The 17,507-nt window shown below is 63.9% G+C and carries 14 protein-coding genes and 1 pseudogene; 5 read left to right on the top strand and 10 right to left on the bottom strand.

All coding sequences use genetic code 11. The features are described 5' to 3' along the window. Positions 1 to 64: 64 nt before the first annotated feature. The 3 genes from LOY69_RS14565 to LOY69_RS14555 form a co-directional block, all read right to left on the bottom strand. The gene (locus tag LOY69_RS14565) at positions 65 to 658 is read right to left on the bottom strand and encodes a DUF3156 family protein (protein WP_102879453.1); all 594 of its coding nucleotides are present in this window, start codon (positions 656 to 658) and stop codon (positions 65 to 67) included. Next, a complete protein-coding gene (locus LOY69_RS14560; protein WP_123390984.1) occupies positions 624 to 2,144 on the bottom strand; it encodes an APC family permease in 1,521 nt (506 codons plus the stop codon). The genes LOY69_RS14565 and LOY69_RS14560 overlap by 35 nt, the downstream gene beginning before the upstream one ends. 240 nt (positions 2,145 to 2,384) lie before the next feature. After that, entirely contained in the window at positions 2,385 to 3,872 is a 1,488-nt protein-coding gene (locus tag LOY69_RS14555) for an aldehyde dehydrogenase family protein (protein ID WP_123390987.1), read from the bottom strand. Between the two features lie 343 nt (positions 3,873 to 4,215). Between LOY69_RS14555 and LOY69_RS14550 the strand changes: the two genes are divergently transcribed. From LOY69_RS14550 to LOY69_RS14530, 5 genes are all read left to right on the top strand, one after another. After that, entirely contained in the window at positions 4,216 to 5,550 is a 1,335-nt protein-coding gene (locus LOY69_RS14550) for an aspartate aminotransferase family protein (RefSeq protein WP_265074819.1), read from the top strand. 169 nt (positions 5,551 to 5,719) lie between these two features. After that, on the top strand, positions 5,720 to 6,394 hold the full coding sequence (locus LOY69_RS14545; protein WP_102865145.1) for a helix-turn-helix transcriptional regulator: 675 nt from the start codon (positions 5,720 to 5,722) through the stop codon (positions 6,392 to 6,394). Between the two features lie 89 nt (positions 6,395 to 6,483). Further along, the gene (locus LOY69_RS14540) at positions 6,484 to 7,299 is read left to right on the top strand and encodes a molybdenum cofactor biosynthesis F family protein (RefSeq protein ID WP_265074818.1); all 816 of its coding nucleotides are present in this window, start codon (positions 6,484 to 6,486) and stop codon (positions 7,297 to 7,299) included. Positions 7,300 to 7,360: 61 nt separating this feature from the next. Next, positions 7,361 to 8,743, top strand: coding sequence for an aspartate aminotransferase family protein (locus LOY69_RS14535; RefSeq protein ID WP_265074817.1), 1,383 nt, complete (start codon positions 7,361 to 7,363; stop codon positions 8,741 to 8,743). Further along, the gene (locus tag LOY69_RS14530; protein ID WP_265074816.1) at positions 8,740 to 9,501 is read left to right on the top strand and encodes an SDR family oxidoreductase; all 762 of its coding nucleotides are present in this window, start codon (positions 8,740 to 8,742) and stop codon (positions 9,499 to 9,501) included. Before LOY69_RS14535 ends, LOY69_RS14530 begins: the two co-directional genes overlap by 4 nt. A 91-nt stretch (positions 9,502 to 9,592) precedes the next feature. Here the strand turns inward: LOY69_RS14530 and LOY69_RS14525 are convergent, their stop codons facing one another. The 7 genes and pseudogenes from LOY69_RS14525 to LOY69_RS14495 all read right to left on the bottom strand — a co-directional run. After that, positions 9,593 to 10,153 (bottom strand): flavin reductase family protein, encoded by a 561-nt coding sequence (locus LOY69_RS14525; protein WP_265074815.1) that lies wholly within the window; start codon positions 10,151 to 10,153, stop codon positions 9,593 to 9,595. Positions 10,154 to 10,177: 24 nt separating this feature from the next. After that, positions 10,178 to 11,413 carry a cation:proton antiporter gene (locus LOY69_RS14520; protein WP_265074814.1) on the bottom strand — a complete coding sequence of 412 codons (1,236 nt, stop codon included), beginning with the start codon at positions 11,411 to 11,413 and terminating at the stop codon, positions 10,178 to 10,180. 112 nt (positions 11,414 to 11,525) lie between these two features. After that, positions 11,526 to 12,617, bottom strand: coding sequence for a Rieske 2Fe-2S domain-containing protein (locus tag LOY69_RS14515; RefSeq protein ID WP_110595600.1), 1,092 nt, complete (start codon positions 12,615 to 12,617; stop codon positions 11,526 to 11,528). Between the two features lie 24 nt (positions 12,618 to 12,641). Beyond that, the gene (locus tag LOY69_RS14510; RefSeq protein ID WP_102865153.1) at positions 12,642 to 14,345 is read right to left on the bottom strand and encodes an NAD(P)/FAD-dependent oxidoreductase; all 1,704 of its coding nucleotides are present in this window, start codon (positions 14,343 to 14,345) and stop codon (positions 12,642 to 12,644) included. A gap of 41 nt (positions 14,346 to 14,386) precedes the next feature. Further along, positions 14,387 to 15,472: a monodechloroaminopyrrolnitrin synthase PrnB family protein gene (locus LOY69_RS14505; RefSeq protein WP_265074813.1), complete on the bottom strand. Its 1,086-nt coding sequence runs from the start codon at positions 15,470 to 15,472 to the stop codon at positions 14,387 to 14,389. Continuing rightward, positions 15,472 to 17,088 carry a tryptophan halogenase family protein gene (locus LOY69_RS14500; protein WP_213666306.1) on the bottom strand — a complete coding sequence of 539 codons (1,617 nt, stop codon included), beginning with the start codon at positions 17,086 to 17,088 and terminating at the stop codon, positions 15,472 to 15,474. Before LOY69_RS14500 ends, LOY69_RS14505 begins: the two co-directional genes overlap by 1 nt. A gap of 312 nt (positions 17,089 to 17,400) precedes the next feature. Further along, positions 17,401 to 17,487 (bottom strand): annotated as a pseudogene (locus LOY69_RS14495) (cupin); the annotation flags it as partial. Between the last annotated feature and the right edge of the window lie 20 nt (positions 17,488 to 17,507).

Here is a 17,507-nt window from a genome sequence, read left to right as displayed (position 1 = left end):
TGACAGCATGGATAGTCTGTTATGGCTTAAGCAGGGTGTATGCCAGTGCTTACGGTTATGTCGGTCAGAATTCTCGTAGAAGCTTGTACAACTCAGTGAAGCTGCCCAACAGCGCCGCCCGCTGTTGGACACTCAAGCGTATGTAGCGCCTGAACCCCGGTAAACGATTGACCACCTCGCTGGCGCCAAAGTGTTCAAGGCGCACTTGCCAGCCCTGCTCATCCCGCCACAGCTCAAGGTGCTTGAAGTCCAGCGGCAGCAGCCGCTCCAGCAACGACTGATCACTGCACAGCTTCTGCAGCAAGGGCGCCCATTGCTCTGCCTCCCCCGCAAGCAATCGCGCGGCGACGCCCTGTCGACGAATCGCCCCGGTGTGGCGCAGGCCGATCCGCGCTTGCCCGGGACGCTCGCAGGGCACCCGCAGACGCCACTCACAAACCACGATATGCATCAGGAACTGCGCCTGGGGACGCTCCCGCACTTCGAACTCCAGAGCGTTTTGCGGGCAGTGGAAAACACCCAGCCCAGCAGAGCGAGGGGTGAAATCCAGGCCCGCCAGATCCCGCCGCACCTGACCCAGGGTGACCCCCGGGCGATAGCCCGAAGGTGCCCGGTGCCAGAATTCAAAGAGGTTTTGTCGCCAGCTTGAAAGATTCATCAGACAGGTTCTCCCGAGGGCTTGGTACTTCATCCGGCGACAGGCTCAGCGCCTGTTCCAGCACCTCCTCCACCGGCACCGGACGAAACGGATTGACCTTCTGTACCAGCAGGGTCCAGACCAGCGCGTAGATTGCGGTCAGGCCCAACATGCTGCCGAAGGGCACATAAATATCCCGTGGATTCATCCCGGGGGGAGTGATGAACCACATGCCCAGGACAATCCCCACCGAAGACAGGATCTGCGGCAACGGAAACCATGGCGATTTATAAGCCCGCGGCAAATCCGGCCGGCGAATGCGCAACATCACCACCGACAAGGTGACCAGCAGGTAGGCGGTGCTCCAGGCACAGACCGCCGCCAGCACCAGGTGCATGATGCTGTCGGTGCTGCCACCCAGCCACCAGGCATGCAGGCAGGGAATCAGGACCGCCACGGCGATGCACAGCAGCGGTGTCTTGAAGCGCGGGTGCAGGTAGGTGAAAACCTTGGGTAATGCCCCGTCCAGGGCCATGCCATAGAGAATTCGCGGCAGGCCGGCCATCAACGTGTTGATAGTCGCGGCACCGGCAAACAGCAGGCCGATCCCCAGCCAGATACGGCCGAACGGCCCCATGATCTGCTCGGCGAAATGCGGAATGGCCATGGGCGTATCCAGCAAATGCACGCTGCCATCCTCACTCAAGGCAATGTTTTCCACCTGGCGCTTCATGGCCGCGCCGTAGATGAACATGCACACCGCGACGCCTACCAGCCCCAGGGCCATGGCCCGGGGAATGGTCCTCGCGGCCTTGCGTACATCCGGGGTCAGGGGGGTGACGAACTCGCAGCCGACGAACATGAACATGGCCATGCCCACCAGGGACAGGATGGTCGTCAGGTCGGTCCCCACCATTGACGCGCCGAACCAGCCATCGAGCTCCACAGCCGGGGCCTTGATGACCCCGAGCACGCCAAAGATGATCAGGGTGGTCCACATGCCGAAGGTCAGGATCACCTCGGCACGACTGAAGGCGGTGATGCCCACCGCGTTGAGCAGGCCGAAGAACACTACCAACCCGACCCCCACCAACCAGGCGCTGCCGCTCTGTTCCAGCAGGGTATTGAGGGATTCGAAATTCACCAGGGCCATGACGCCACTGAGAATGGTTTCCGCCGTCCCGGCAAACACATGCACGATCAGGTAGGCGGACAAGGTCCCGGTGATGGCGAAGAAACGACCCAGGCCACAGGCCAGGTAGTCATAGACCGAGCCATTGGTGGGCAACAGGCAGGCCGCTTCGGCGAAGGTGGTGGATTGCGCCAGCATCATCAGCAGGGCGATCACCATCGCCGCGGCGAACGCTCCACCACCGATACCGAATCCGGTGGTGGCCGTCAGGATCACCGGGCTGGCCATGATCAGGCCCACGGCACTGGCCAGCGCGGTGGGAAAGCCGACCACGCCCTGATCCAGGTGGTGCTTGAGTCTGTCGTTGAGCGACATGATGGTAAACCTCGAAAGCATGGGTTGATGATTGTTGTTCTAGGCATTTCAAGGGCACGCCCGGCAAGGGCGCAGAGCTTGGCTGTCTGACGCAGCTGAAATCATGTTCACGCCCTGTAGGCGCTGGCTTGCCAGCGAAGACGTCCATGAGAATGACGCCTGTCCTGGGGGCCTCTTCGCCGGCCAACCGGCTCCTACAGTCAACCGGCTGGCCGGCAAAGGCGTCTGCGTGGGGCGTGCTCAATAAGCGATGCACACCGATTTGTTCTCGGTATAGGCCTCGATGGCCGCATGGCCCATCTCGCGGCCCATGCCCGATTGCTTGTAACCGCCGAAGGGCATCGACGGGTCCAGCATGTTGTGGGTGTTGACCCAAACGGTGCCTGCCTTGATCTGGGGAATCAGTTGCATGACCTGACTCAGATCGTTGGACCAGATACTTGCACCCAGCCCGTACTGGTTGTCATTGGCCAGGGCCACCACTTCCTCCAGAGAATCGAAAGGCGTCGCGACCACCACCGGGCCGAAAATCTCCTCGCGCACCAGTTGCAGGTTGGCGTTGACGTTGGCCACCACCGTGGGACGGACATAAAAGCCCTGCTCACCATGGGCAACTCCGCCGCAGAGCACCTTGGCGCCCTCCTCGACCCCGCGCTGGACCATCTGCAGCACGCGCTTCTGCTGTTTGGCAGAAATCAGCGGATTGATCTGTGCCTGCTCGTCCAACCCCGGGCCAATGCGCAAGGACTCGGCAATGGCCACCAGGCGCTCCAGCACCTGGGTGTAGATCCCGCGCTGGACATACAGCCGCGAGCCCGCCGTGCAGACCTGTCCCTGATTGAAGAAGATGGCCCCGGCCGCCCCAGCGGCAGCAGTCTGCGGGTCGCAGTCGTCGAGGACGATCACCGGCGACTTGCCACCCAGCTCCAGGGAAAAGCGCGTCATGTTGTCCACCGCCGCGTGGCCGATCAGCTTGCCGACCTGGGTCGAACCGGTGAACGCCAGCTTGTCGATCCCCGGATGGGCGGCCAGCGCGGCACCGGCCTGGGCGCCACTGCCGGTCACCACGTTGACCACGCCGGGGGCGATCCCCGCTTCCAGGCAAAGCTGGCCGAGGCGCAGCGCAGTGAGCGGAGTCTCGTCGGCGGGCTTGAGTACCACGGTGCAGCCGCAAGCCAGGGCCGGGACGATTTTCCAGATGGCCATCAGCAACGGAAAATTCCACGGCACAATGGCTCCCACCACGCCCACCGGTTCCGGCACCGTATAAGCCCGGTACTGTGCCCCCGGCACCGCGGCGATGGACACATCCAGGCTCTTGCCTTCGATCTTGGTGGCCCAACCGGCCATGTAGCGGGTGAACTCCGCCGCTGCTCCCACCTCCAGGGCCCGGGCCAGATGGATCGACTGGCCGTTGTTGAGAGTCTCCAACTGCGCCAGCTCCTCGCCATTGGCCTCCAGCAGATCCGCCAGCTTCAACAGCAGGCGCTCGCGATCGGCGGGACGCAACGCCTTCCAGCTGCCTTCGAAGGCCCGGCGCGCGGCCCCCACCGCCAGATCCACATCGGCCTGGGCGGCGGCGGCAACCTGGGTCAACTGCTCGCCACTGGCGGGGTTGTACACCGGCATCCGTGCTCCGCAGAGCGCGGGCTGGCTGAGACCGTCAATCAGCAGGCCGTGCTGACTGTCTATGAATGCAGCGACACGTGGGTCGATGGCAACGCTCATCTTGATTCCTCGCAGGTAGACCTTGTTCGAGGTGGACTTTGAGCCCAAAGTCGGATGCCGTCTTGATCCTGGCTGCCGCAAAACTTGGCCCTGGCTGCCAGCGCCAGCGGCGCCTGGGCTGGCCATAGGAGCCGGCTTGCCGGCGCACAGGCCCGCAAGCCTTGCGCCGCCTGCACGGACGCCCTCGCTGGCAAGCCAGCCCCTGCCAATGGCCGGCAGCGATACCCGCCAAATCGCCACTGGCAGCCTGGGTCAAATGTCCTGGCACACAGAGGCAAGCCAGAAGCCCGCAAATGACGCACTAATAGCTCCACGCTGTCCGTGCGTTTTCAGGAGACTCAACGTGAGCCAAGCAAGCCGTTTCTGGCACCCCATGCTGCACCCCAACGAAATGAAGCAACGCGAACCGATCCGCATCGTCCGCGGCGATGGTTGCTATGTCTATGACGACAAGGGCCACCAGCTGGTGGATGGCGTCGCCGGGCTGTGGAACGTCAACGTCGGCCACAACCGCAAGGAAGTGAAAGCGGCCATCACCGCCCAGCTCGATGAGCTGGAGTATTTCCAGTTGTTCGATGGGGTCAGCCACCCTCGTGCCGAAGAGCTGTCCCGGGTGCTGATGAACCTGCTGGAGCCCGAGGACATGTGCCGGGTGTCCTTCAGTTCCGGCGGTTCGGATGCCATCGAAAGCGCCCTGAAACTGGCCCGCCAGTACTGGAAGCTCGAAGGCCAGGCCGACCGCACCAAGTTCATTTCCCTGCGCCAGGGCTACCACGGCACCCACTTCGGTGGCGCCTCGGTCAACGGCAACACGGTGTTCCGGCGCAACTACGAGCCCCTGCTGCCCGGCTGCTACCACATCGATACGCCCTGGCTGTACCGCAACCCTTACAGCCAGGACCCGGAAGAGCTGGGCAAGATCTGCGCCGACCTGCTGGAACGGGAGATCCAGTTCCAGAGCCCGGACACCGTGGCCGCCTTCATTGCCGAGCCGATCCAGGGCGCCGGCGGCGTGATAGTGCCACCGGCCAACTACTGGCCGCTGATCCGCGAAGTCTGCGACAAGTACGGCGTCCTGCTGATCGCCGACGAGGTGGTCACCGGCTTCGGCCGCAGCGGCTCGATGTTCGGCAGCCGCCTGTGGGGAGTCAAACCCGACATCATGTGCCTGGCCAAGGGCATCACCTCGGGCTACATCCCCCTGGGCGCGACAGTGGTCAACCGGCGGATCGAGGCCGCCTTCGAGAAAAACGCCAACTTCACCGGCGCCATCATGCACGGCTACACCTACTCCGGGCACCCGGTGGCCTGCGCTGCGGCCCTGGCCTGCCTGGACATCGTGGTCAAGGAAGACCTGCCGGCCAACGCGGCGAAGATGGGCGACTACATGCTGGACAAGCTGCGGCCCTTCGTCGAGCGCTTCGACACCGTCGGTGAAGTGCGGGGCCAAGGCCTGATGCTGGCCCTGGATCTGGTGGCAGACAAGACCACCCGCGAACCCATCGACCCCATGAGCGGCTATGCCAATCAGGTGGCACAGATTGCCCGGGACAATGGCGTCATGGTGCGCCCGGTGGGCACCAAGATCATTCTCTCGCCGCCCTTGGTGATCCAGCAGCCACAGGTGGATGCCATAGTCGATGCCCTCGCCGAGGGGTTGAGCAAGGCCCAGCGCTGATCGTTGCAACCGGCTGCGGTCAATCAAACAGCGACCGCAGCCTGTGCTGCATCCCTGCTTGCCAGGCGCCCCGCTCCTGGTTTTCACTCGCCCTGACACGGACAGCGCACACCCGTCACAGTCCCCAACCACCCGAGCCACTGCCCAGCCGGCAGCCAGGAGCTATCCGATGATTGCGCCCACTTCCTTGCCCGGGGCCCATGAACTGGGGCAACGCTGCATCGCCGCCTTTACCCGGGTGGTACCCGCCACCCTCTGCGCTTTCTACCGCATCGATCCGAACCTGCAGGCCCGGGACTTCTCGCTGTACCGCATGCCCGAGCAGATGCACCAGGCCTATTTGCAACGCTACCGCCACTACGACCCGTTGCAGCCACGCAACTGTGCCGCCGCCGGGCGCCCGGTGCTGTCGCTGCACATGGGCATGGCCCAGCAGGGCCGTCATGCAACCGAGGTCTACCAGGGGTTCCTGCAACGCCACGGGGTACTGGATGTGGTGGAGATTCTCGCCTGTGACGGTGAACGCCCCATCGCCGGCCTGTCGTTGCTGCGGGACAATGCCCTGGGGCATTTCAGCGTCGACGAACTGGGCACCCTGCATGCCTTGCAGGGCCTGCTGGAAATCGCTGCCCTGGCGCCCTATTCCCAGGTCGACGAACGTCTGGCCAACCTCACCCCCAGGGAACGGGAGATCGCCTGGCTGCTGCGCGATGGTGCCGACAACAAGAGCATCGCCAGGCGCCTGGACCTGGGGCTGCCCACGGTCAAGACCCACCTGATCAACCTGTTTCGCAAGGTCGGGGTCGGCAATCGCACGGAGCTGGTGAGCACGCTGTTCTTGTAACGGGCCACCGGCTCAACCATTTGGTTGATGGGCGGCATCGGCGCCCAGGCAGAACATGGGGTTCTCCTTTCCTGGACAAGAGCCTTGCCATGAATCAGCAACCTGAGTGGATCACCGTCGGCGCCCTGGCGGACGGTTTTGCAGACGACAATCACATCCTTGCGGGGGTGGATGATCTGTCCGGTCGCACCTTGACCCTGCACTTCGACAACGGCTGGCAGATCGAACACCACTTCGCTGTCGACACCCTGCGCTGGAACAGCCTCGGCCAGCACGCCAGTGACGACCTGCCCTATCGCGCCACTTCGATACGCCCCGGTATCTACCTGGTGGACTTCCTCAAGCAGGAGCAAGGCCAGTCCCATTCGGTAAGCCTGATCCTCGATCTTGAGCGCCAGTGCTTCACCGCCGTGATCGGCCAGATGCCGAGCCAGGCCGAATGCGGCGTCGACCTGTTCAGCCGGGCGCTGGCTGGCGGCGAGCTGACCTCGGTCAAGGCGCAGTTCCTCCAGGGTGCAATCGATGCCTTGCCCACGGCCGAGACTGCGCGACATGCGCCCACCGCCGAACTGATCGGCCTGCGCAACCAGTATGTCTACAGCGCCAGCGAGGCTTACGAGCACATCTACCTGAATGCCAACTTCTATAGCTGGCAGTGCCTCAGGGGTGTCGAGCAAGGCCTGGCGGACACCGACCGCTGTCACTACTACAAGATCGCCGAGCAGCTGTACCTGTTTGTCTGGCGCGAGAAGATCGTCCCGACCCTGGGCCTGGTGCTGATCGACCTCAAGGCCGGGCGTAGCGACGGCAAGATATTCGGCTACCAGGGTGCAGACTTCAGCCATGCCGCCAACTTCCCGGTGGGCGCCCTGGCCCAGGTCCTCAACCGAACCCAACACCCCTGATTCCGCACCGCTGCCGGCTTGTCCTAGCGCCAGCCGGCAGCGCTTTTCACAGGATACTTCCATGACTCTGGGCCTTGATCTGCAACGCGTCGCCAGCTGCTATCAGTCCGAACTGCAGCTGTTTGTCGAGCAACACCCGCGCTCCGGCGCCTTCTATCAGGAAAACCTCAAGCACTGGCTGTACGGCGCGCCGTTGCACTGGATGCAGCAATGGCCCGGCGCCTACCCGATCATGGTGGCGGATGCCCGTGGTGCGACCCTCACCGATTGCGACGGCCGCGAGTACGTGGACTTTGCCCTGGGCGACACCGGCGCCATGTTCGGCCATGCCCAGCCAGCCGTGGCCGCAGCCATTGCCGAACAGGCCCTGCATGGCTCGACGCTGATGCTGCCCACCGCCGACAGCCTGTGGGTCGGCAAGGAGCTGAGCCGGCGCTTTGGTCTGCCCTATTGGCAGGTCACCACTTCAGCCACCGATGCCAACCGCTTTGTCCTGCGCCTGTGCCGGATGATCACCGGACGGCAGAAGGTCCTGGTGTTCAACTGCAACTACCACGGCAGCGTCGACGAATCCCAGGTGGAATTCGACGCCCAGGGGCAGATGATTCCCCGAGACGGCGTGCACGCCAACGGCTTGCAGCACGCCTCCACCACCCGACTGGTGGAGTTCAACGACCTGCCGGCCCTGGAGGCGGCGCTGGCCCATGGCGACGTGGCCGCGGTGCTGACCGAACCCTTCATGACCAACGTCGGCATGGTGCCTCCGGCCCCGGTTTTCCATGACGGCTTGCGGCAGTTGACCCAGCGCTATGACGTACCGCTGATCATTGACGAAACCCATACCCTGTCCTGTGGACCGGGGGGCTATTGCGGCGAACAGGGCTTGCAGCCGGACTTCTTCGTCCTGGGAAAATCCATCGCCGGGGGCATTCCCACGGCTGTCTGGGGCTGCAGCCAGGCCATGGCCGAACGGATCTGGCGGGTACTGCCGCATTTCCAGCCGGGCCAGGCGATCAACCACTTCGGCTTCGGTGGAACCCTGGCCGGCAACGCCCTGCAAATGGCCGCCATGCGCGCCACCTTCAGCGAAGTGATGAACGATGAAAACTACGCACGCATGTTCCTGCTCGCGGAGCGCCTGCGAGCCGGCGTCGACAGCATCATCGGCAAGCACGGTTTGCCCTGGCATGTGACCCGCATCGGTGCCCGGGTCGAATACCTGTTCATGCAGCAGGCCCCGCGTAACGGTGGCGAAGCCCACCACGCCCGCCATGCTCTGATCGAGGCGTACCTGCACCTGTACCTGCTCAATCGCGGGGTGCTGTTGACCCCATTCCACAACATGGCCCTGGTGTGTCCGGCCACCCGCGAGGCGCAGGTCGACCTGCACAATCGGTTGCTGGACCAGTGCCTGGCCCAGGTCCTGCCAGGAGCCCGGCCATGAGCCAGGATGACTGCGGGCGCATCGCCCTGGTCACCGGCTCGGGCCAAGGCATTGGCCGGGCGATCGCTCAGGTGTTCGCCGCCGGGGGCGCCAAGGTCATGCTGGCCACCCGCAGCGCTGCGTCAGGCGCCGAAACCCAACGCCTGATTCGTCAGGCCGGCGGAACAGCGGAGCTGCTGACCCTGGACCTCGGCACCCGGGCAGCCGCCGAACAGACGATAGCGGCGACCCTGGACGCCTTCGGCGGCCTGGACCTGCTGCTGCACAACGCCGGGATCTTTCCGCTGCAGAAGCTGGCCGAGCTTGAGGAGCAGACCCTCGACAGCACCTTGGCGGTGAATCTGAAAAGCTGCTTCTGGCTGACCCAGGCAGCCTTGCCGGCGCTACGCCGGGCCCGAGCACCGCGGATCGTCGTCACCTCATCGGTGACCGGCCCACGCACGGCAATTCCCGGACTGGCCCACTACGCGGCGTCCAAGGCGGGGGTCAATGGCTTCATTCGTGCAGCGGCACTGGAACTGGCGGAGTATGGAATCACCGTCAACGGCGTCGAACCGGGGCTTATCGCCACCCAAGCCATGGACAACCTCGGCGACGCCGCGACCCTGTCCAGGGGCATTCCCCTCGGGCGCCTGGGAACGCCTGAGGACATTGCCTACGCCATGTTGTTCCTGGCCTCGCCACAGGCCGGCTACATCACCGGCCAGACCCTGATAGTGGACGGCGGCGCCCTGCTCCCGGAAAACAGCCAGTTGTAGGCGCTGGGAAGTTGCTCAAGATGAACTGTGGCACTACGCAATCCGGACGCAGATCAGTGCCCCCTACCGCCAGAGGATCACACAAACCGGGCTATTCGAGCTTGAGTGCACTGTCTGTTTCATTGCTCCCTAAACCCCGGTACTGGCCTGCATGGAAGACCAGCGGTTCTGCGCCGCTGTATCGGTATTGTTCGATCTCGCCAATGAAGATCAGGTGATCACCGCCCTCGTACTGGGTGACGTTACGGCACACCAGCACTGCCACCACATCGTCCAGCACCGGGGATCCCGCCTTGCCATAGGAATGAGCTACACCGGCGAACTTGTCAGCGGCTGCCCGTGCGAACTGCTCCGACAAGTGATGCTGGTGCGCGCCCAGCACATTGATGGCGAAGTGACTCGCCGAGCAAAAAAACTTCAGGCTCGGTGCGGTGCGTGCCAGGCTCCAGAGCACCAGCGCCGGCGATAGCGAGAGTGAGGAGAACGAGTTGGCTGTCACACCGACGTTGCGGCCCTCAGCGGTGCGCGTGGTGATCACGGTCACACCGGTAGCAAACTGCCCCAGCAAGTTGCGCAGCTCGCGGACATCGCGAACATCGCAGCCCTCGGCATCGAGCAAATCCTGAGCCTTGGTTTCGGTGGCAGCATTCATGGTGATCTCTCCCCTCAAGCTGGCTCAGATGGCCTGTTGGCTCATTGCGCGCGATTGCACGCGCAGCGTGAATCGAACCAGCGGTGCGGTCAGCGCCGTCGTCACCAGCGCGAACACCACGAGGATCGTGTAGACCTTTGGTGGAAGGATCTGCATCTGCAGACCGATCGACAGGACGATTAGCTCCATCAAGCCGCGCGTATTCATCAACGAGCTCACCAGCATCGCATCGTGTGGCACAAGCCCGGTGGCACGCGCGCCCAGATAGCTGCCGCCGAACTTGCCGATGAATCCGCCCGCGAGGAATACACCGAACCACATCCAGGATGCCGCGTCGTCGATCGTGCCGACCGAGGCATGCAGCCCCGCATACGCGAAAAACACCGGCATCAGCACAAGCTTGACGAAACCTTCGACGTTGTCGCGCCACTCCTTCGCGACGCCGGGCACGCGCCGCACAAACAGCGCCGCCGCAAGTGCGCCAAATGCGCTATGGAATCCGATCAGCGACGTCGCGAGTGCCGACGCTATTACGAAGCAAAGCAAAACGGCCAAGCGGTCGCGCGCCGCATGCGCAGTCAATGCGAGCCGCGCAAGCGCCGGTCGAACCACGAAGCGCACCAGGAGCGCGCACAGCACCAGATACACGAGCAGGCTGACGAGCATGCGCGCAAATGCCCAGCCAGGGCCGCTCGAGAGCGAGGCAATCGTTGCAAGCAGCATCCATCCGAGCGCATCCGTCAGCATCGCGGCAGACATTGCGTGCCGTGCGCCCACCATGGCGCTGAGCGCCAGGTCGTCGATGATGCGCGCCATCACCGGTACCGCTGATACCGCAAGCGCAACACCGCAGAAGAGTATGTAGGGCAGCGCCGGCACGTCGCTGGCAAGCGTATCTTTCGAGACGCTGGCGACGATCATGCCGATCGCGGCCGGCGCGATGAGCCCGCACGCCGCGATCGCGACAGGTATGCGCCAGCGTCTGCCGCGCAGCGTCTCGCTCAACTCCATATGCAGACCGATCTGAAACATCAGCAGTATCAGGCCGACTTCGCCGACTTGCGCCATGGCTGACAGCGTACGTGGGCCGAACAACAGGTCGTAGAAACTCGGTGCGATCACGCCGAACAGCGAAGGTCCCAACAGCAGACCGGCCGCGATCTCGCCGACGACCGCGCACTGGCCGAGGCGTTCGGCAATGCGGCCGCAGACATTGCAGAGCGCGATCACCAGCACGAGTTGCAACAGCCAGATGGTCATGAGTACCTCGGAAAGAGCGACGCCGACGCGAAGCGGGTGGCCGCGACGCAGCTCGCCAGGTTCGCGAGCGCCTGGCGGAGCGACGCGGCCGATACCGGCTCGGCCTCATGCATCACCGCTCACCCGCGACGCGGTCGACCCAGCCCCGGTAAAACGCACGGTACTTGAGCACGAGCTTGTCGTACTTGCTGTACACGCCGCCGCCGTCCGGCTTCATCCCGTTCCAGATTTTGACGTCGTACCCCGCGGCCTGTCTGGTCTGCAGCCCAAACAGCACGAAGTCGGTCGCACGGCGCAGGGCGCCGCCCACCTTCTTGATCGAGATGAGCATGTGCATGACGTTCTTGCCGTCGCTCACCGGCGTCACACACTGGAGCAGCTTGTATTTGACCTCTCCGTCCAGGGCAACGGTCATGACGCACCCGCCGGGGTAGCCATCGAAGTGCAGGTTCATCTGCGACATGTTCAGGCCGAGCGCGCGCGACAGCATGCCGAGGGGGCCGAAGTAGCGGTTCACGGTGAAGTCGATCCCGGCACCGAACCACGCGCCCGCCCGGGCCAGCGACTCAACCTCCGGCCACCGGTGCCAGTCGTCGAAAAGCTTGAGCTCGAAGGCCGAGATCGGGAGCGCGTGCACGGGGGTCGCGTGCTGCGCATCGTAGAAGTTCTCGACGATCCGCAAGACCGCCGTCGTCGTCTCGAACGCGAAATGCAGGTGCATAAAGTCGCCGTTGTCGACGTCGGCCGCGGCGATTTCGGGCAGCGGGTGCAGCGGCTGCGGGGAGCCGTACCAGACCCACACGTAGCCGTATCGCTCGGCGGTGACCAACGTCGGCTGGCGCGCCCCGCGCGGCACGGGCTCCAGCCGGCACACCGCCTGGCTGTGGCCGGGGATGTGAACGCACTTGCCCTGCTCGTCGTACCGCCAGTGGTGAAACGGGCATTGGATGCACCCGTCCTTGACCCGCCCGTCAGCCAGGTTCGCGCCCAGGTGCGAACAGTGGCGGTCCATCACCACTGCCCGCCCCGTCGCTCCGCGCCACGCCACGCACGGACGGCCGAAGAGCGTCAACTCCTTCGGCTTGCCCTTGAGGTCGTGCGAGCGCATTGCGACGTACCAGCTCGCGGCCACGCGCGTGGTCGCGTCGTACGCCCCCGGGGAATGCTTCTTGACGCTCGCTTGATCCAGTTGAATGTTGTTCATCGCTTTTGTGTCGTCCTAGACCGACTACTTCTTCAGAACCAAGCCGATGCGGGTTGTGACGTACGCCTTGAGCAGCGCGAACATCGGGTTGTAGTCGAAGTACTTTTTCACCTCTGCCGGCGCACGGGTCTGCGTCCAGTACATCAGCTTCATCGCCGGCAGCAGGCTGTACTTCGAGTTGTTGAGCTGCGGCTTGTCCCCGGTGATGCAGTACCCGAAGCCGAACATCGGCTTGGCGAAGTCGCGCTCGTCGATGAGGGCGTGAATCCGCACCGCGGCCTCCTCGGCCGACTTGCGCCCGGCGCTCACGGCCTCGACCTCGGCCTTGGCGTCGTTGAACAACTGGTAGTACTGCTCCATGTCCGCGCACAGGTACCCGAGGTACGGGGGGTCGTTGTCGAGGTGATCGAGGTCGCCCTCGTCGCGCGACGCGCGGAACCTCGCGTGGGCTTGCACGAGCCGGAACTGCCCGAGGATTGTGCCGACCGCCCACAGCCTGTGGAACGCGTCCCATAGGCGAAAGTCCGAGAACGCCGTGTAGCAGCAGCTGACGAAGTCGTCGTTGTGGTCCAAAAGCTTTTGCTGCAGGCGCTCGATGTACTCGAAGCGCTCGGGGGAGAAGTCGTCGTCGCGTAGCGCCTTGATGAGACGCGCCGCAAGCGCGTGGATGGTCACCGCGGTGTTCTCGAGCCCCCGGGAGAAGAGCGGGTCGATGAACCCGTTCGCGTGCAGCATCAGGCAGTAGCGGTCGCCGACGCAGGCGGTCGACGAGAACTGCAGGCGGTCGGTCTTGACCCAATCGCGCACCGGCACGGCGTCCCGGAACTGAGCTCCGATACTCGGGAACCGCGCGAGGAACTCATCGAATTCTTGCTGCGCGCTGATGTCCGTTTTCGGGTAGACACGCGGATCGAGCTGCAGGCCGACGCTCACCAGGTTGTTGGTCGACCGCGGGTGGTTGTTGAACGGAATCACCCAGAGCCAGCCGCCTGTGAACATGTGGTGCAAGGTGCCCTCGTGCCAGCGCCAGCGCTGCCCCTTGACCTTGAAGATGTCATCGAACGGCTTGACCCCGAGCATGTGCGTGTAGAGGCTGCGCGAGTGCGTCTTGAAGCGACACGGTTCTTCGCGGAGCTTGAACTTGGTCGCGAGCGGCGCGCGCGGGCCTCCGCAGTCGATCATGTACCGGCCGGTGAACCGTTCGCCCTCGGCGGTGGTCACCGCGACGCCGTCTTTATCGGCGTGGTATTCGGTCACGCTGGTCTTCTGGCGAACCTTGCAGCCGTACTTAATGGCGGCTTGCAACAGGTAGGCGTCGACGTCTTGCCGGTAATAATGGCTCTCTGGTCCCCACGGCAGCTCGGGAATGACGCACTGCGTGAACTCCTTCGGGTCGTGCTCCTGGCCGGGCTTGTGGAACACGAAGCCGAAGTTGCGCTTGATGCCCGTGCTCGACGAGACGTAACGCTGCGTCGAGTAGAACGACGTAATGTGGCCCAGCTCCGGAATGCCGTAGCGATCAGCAATGATGCGGTTCATGAGCGACGTCTCGGGGATCGACGATTCGCCGATCGTGAACCGCGGGTGCGACGACTCCTCGATGATCAGCACGCGAAACTGTTGTTTGGCCAGGATGGCTCCCATCTGGGTTCCGGACATGCCGGAGCCGAGGATGATCACGTCGAAATGGTTGCTATCGCGCCCGTTCGCGGGGCTCTGCTGAGTCATGGGGCAAACTCTCCTTGTCAGATAGGACCTGGCCGTGCGCGTCAGGATTCGTCGAGCGCAGCGCGGATGCGGGACCGCGCGGCACACGTGAGCGTGAGTAGATCGCCGATCATGCTGGGCGCGTACCCTCCGCTGCCGGTTGCGGGGCCGCTTCGCCCGACTTCGTACGCCCGCTCCGCCAATTTAAGGTGAGGCGCCCGGAAGCGCAGCAGCACCTTGAAGACCCGCTCGAGGGCTGTCAGCCCAGCCCGGACGGACTCGCCTCGTGCATCGACCGCTCGCGCCTCGGCGAGCGCGCGATCGATGATTGCCGGCCCCCCAGCGAACCGAGCGTAGACCGCCCTGTACGCGGGAAGCACGTAGGGCAGGTACGTCTCTTTGAATTCTCGATAAGCTTGGTCTTCCGATTGCGAGCCCCACAGGACGTGTTCCAGCACGAAGAGGGGCATTTCTACGGCTCCGGGGCCGAGGTAACTCTGGCCCCCGACTCGAATCGGTTCGTAGAAGGGGCGCAGCTCATCGTAGAAGACCTGCGGCGAGATGAAGCGGTACGCGTAGACGATCGATTCGACCATTTTCTCCAGATAGGCTGCTAGCTCGTCGCACCCTTGCGCGAACGCGGGCGACCGCAGGGGCACATCGGACAGCTCGACGGTCACCGCGATGGCCGCCTCGAGGGCCGCCATCGAGATGCGCACGCTATCGAGCAGGTGCGCTTCGTCGCGGAGCCCTGTGTAGCTCCGCTGCGCGTCGGCCGCCGCGGGGTTCCAGACCGTCACATGCAGGAGCGTCTCGCGCGGCGGCAGGTCGGTCGCGCGTGCCAGGTCGAGCAGCACCAGCTCAAGCCCGGGCACCACGTCCGTAGGCTCATGTCCGTGCCGCTTGAGCGACCCCAGGAAGAAACCGATGTCCCGCATCGCGGCAGCGGCTTCGACGAAGCCCCAGCCGGAGGGCACGCCGCGCACCGGGAGGAACTCGCGCAGCAGGCCGACGATGCCCGGCACGTCCTTGTTACGATTCAGGCCAGGCAGCTGCAGAACCAGCGAGCGCGCCTGTAGCGGATCGCAGGCCGCCACGGCGGCGTGCGTGGCCGCGAATGCGGATACCCGGTTCAAGGTGCGTTCCACTACAGGCCTTCCTTCGCCGCGAGTGTCGGCCCGCGCTGGTTGCGCGACTGCCCCGCATCGCCGTCACGCAGCGACCGCAGGTAGTCGTAGTTCGTCGGCAGGCTCGTGCGCAGACGCTCGGCCTCGCGCCGGATGCTGGCGAACATCGCCTCGGCCTTCTCGATCGACTCCGGTCGGTGCTGCAAGAGCGGCAGCGACCGGTCGGGCAGCATGCCTAAGCCGGCAAAGATGCAGTAGTAGTTGCCGTTCAACCAGAAGTTCTTGAATTCGTAGTCGAAGGTCTCGTAGTACGTGGAATCGTCGAACGACGTGGTGGTCAGCGGCAGTCCCGCCTTGTAGCGCTGAACCTTCTCTTTGATGGCATCCGAGAGCCGCAGCTCATGCCGGTTCGCGAGCCAGAACGGCGTGTCTTCGCGCGACGTGGTGAAATAGTGCGCCTGGACGAAGTCTCGACAGTCGTCGAACATGTAGACGATCTCGGCGTTGAATGCGTCGCTCAACCGCGGGTCGAACGAGGTGTCGGGGAAGTGCTTCACGAGTTGGTAAAGCGCGGCGTAGATGAAGTAGATTCCCGTCGATTCCAGGGGCTCCAGAAAACACGACGACAACCCGATCGAGACGCAGTTGTTGACCCACGCCCGCTTGTTGCGCCCGACCCGAAACTTGATCTGGTTGAGCGACTGATTGTCCGAGAGGCCCCAGAGGTTGAGGAAGTCGGCGGTGGCCTGGTCGCGCGAGGTGAACTTGCTCGAGAAGACGTAGCCGCTGCCGAACCGGCCCAGCATCGGAATCTTCCAGGTCCACCCCGAGTTCATGGCGATCGCGGAGGTGTACGGCTCGACCCCCTCGCGCACGTCGTCATTGGGCACGGCGCTGGCGACCGCGCTGTCGCACAGCAGATAGTCGGACATGTCGATGAAGGGCTCCTTCAGGGCCTGATTGATCAGGAGCCCCCGCATGCCGGAGCAGTCGATGAACAGGTCTCCCTCCAGCGTCCGACCTTCCTTGGTTAACAGGGTGGAGATGTAGCCGCGGTCGTTCAGGCGAACCTCCACGACTTCGTCGACCACACGGTTCACACCGCGTTCGACGGCCCAGCGCTTCAAGAAGTCGGCCACCAGGTGCGCGTCGAAGTGCCACGCGTGGGACATCTGGCGGGTGCCGTCGAGCAGGCACGGTGCCAGCTTGCCGTCAAGCGCCCCGGGCTGCGGATAGCACGCGTACTCCATCGGCTGCTGGAAGCCCTGTTCGCGCTTGCGCAGCCAGTAGTGGGTAAGCGGTACGCCGTCGCAGTTCGGCACGCTGCCAAACAAATGGTAGAAGTAATCGTCGCGCGAGTGGTCGGGAGGCTTTCTCCAATTCACGAACTTGATCGCGGCCTTGAACGCGCCGTTCACTTGGGGCATCCACTCCCGCTCCGGTATCCCGAGGAAGTCGAAGAACACCTTCTGCAAACTCGGGATGGTCGCCTCGCCCACGCCGATCCGGGGGATCGCCGCAGACTCGATGAGCGTGATGTTTACCTGCTGTTGGAGCGCCCGGACGAGGTACGAGGCGGCCATCCAGCCCGCAGTACCGCCGCCCACGATGACGATATTCTTGATCGGCTTGTTCATAACACTCCTTGTTTCAAGGCGAACTGCCGGCCATGAGGTAGAGGCCGCCAGTCTCCGTGCATCCGTGCAAGAGCCACATCAATGTGCTTGTTCGAGTTGACTCTAGCCGGCCGCAAAAGCGATGCAAATTCTGTTTCCGAATTAGCATTTCTAAAATGCAAAGGCGTTGGCTATAGAGGAAGGTGTTGCGGAGGTCCTTTGCGCCTAATCAGCCCGCCGCTAAGGGTGGTCTGACGTAGCGGCGTATTTTGGGCTGACTTCATCCAACGCCGATTTTGCAAGAGGCGAGCCGATCAAAGGCGTCGCGAGCACCCCGGGGGCGCATTCCCAGATCCCGGTTTCGACCCCGTCGCTGCCTTCGACGGCGGTCATCGATGTCACGGCCACGGGCATTCCCAGGGTACGGCGATCGGCGCCGC

Origin of the sequence: Pseudomonas sp. B21-059 (assembly GCF_026016285.1) — a bacterium.
GTDB lineage: Bacteria > Pseudomonadota > Gammaproteobacteria > Pseudomonadales > Pseudomonadaceae > Aquipseudomonas > Aquipseudomonas danubii.
The sequence above is the reverse complement of the archived record's forward strand: the minus strand, read 5'-3'. Positions and strand labels throughout refer to the sequence as shown.

What these genes read in the sequence shown, in the direction of transcription:
- LOY69_RS14565 (WP_102879453.1), bottom strand. Translation starts at nt 658, where the DNA reads ATGAATCTTTCAAGCTGGCGACAAAACCTCTTTGAATTCTGGCACCGG.
- LOY69_RS14560 (WP_123390984.1), bottom strand. Translation starts at nt 2,144, where the DNA reads ATGTCGCTCAACGACAGACTCAAGCACCACCTGGATCAGGGCGTGGTC.
- LOY69_RS14555 (WP_123390987.1), bottom strand. Translation starts at nt 3,872, where the DNA reads ATGAGCGTTGCCATCGACCCACGTGTCGCTGCATTCATAGACAGTCAG.
- LOY69_RS14545 (WP_102865145.1), top strand. Translation starts at nt 5,720, where the DNA reads ATGATTGCGCCCACTTCCTTGCCCGGGGCCCATGAACTGGGGCAACGC.
- LOY69_RS14540 (WP_265074818.1), top strand. Translation starts at nt 6,484, where the DNA reads ATGAATCAGCAACCTGAGTGGATCACCGTCGGCGCCCTGGCGGACGGT.
- LOY69_RS14535 (WP_265074817.1), top strand. Translation starts at nt 7,361, where the DNA reads ATGACTCTGGGCCTTGATCTGCAACGCGTCGCCAGCTGCTATCAGTCC.
- LOY69_RS14530 (WP_265074816.1), top strand. Translation starts at nt 8,740, where the DNA reads ATGAGCCAGGATGACTGCGGGCGCATCGCCCTGGTCACCGGCTCGGGC.
- LOY69_RS14525 (WP_265074815.1), bottom strand. Translation starts at nt 10,153, where the DNA reads ATGAATGCTGCCACCGAAACCAAGGCTCAGGATTTGCTCGATGCCGAG.
- LOY69_RS14520 (WP_265074814.1), bottom strand. Translation starts at nt 11,413, where the DNA reads ATGACCATCTGGCTGTTGCAACTCGTGCTGGTGATCGCGCTCTGCAAT.
- LOY69_RS14515 (WP_110595600.1), bottom strand. Translation starts at nt 12,617, where the DNA reads ATGAACAACATTCAACTGGATCAAGCGAGCGTCAAGAAGCATTCCCCG.
- LOY69_RS14510 (WP_102865153.1), bottom strand. Translation starts at nt 14,345, where the DNA reads ATGACTCAGCAGAGCCCCGCGAACGGGCGCGATAGCAACCATTTCGAC.
- LOY69_RS14500 (WP_213666306.1), bottom strand. Translation starts at nt 17,088, where the DNA reads ATGAACAAGCCGATCAAGAATATCGTCATCGTGGGCGGCGGTACTGCG.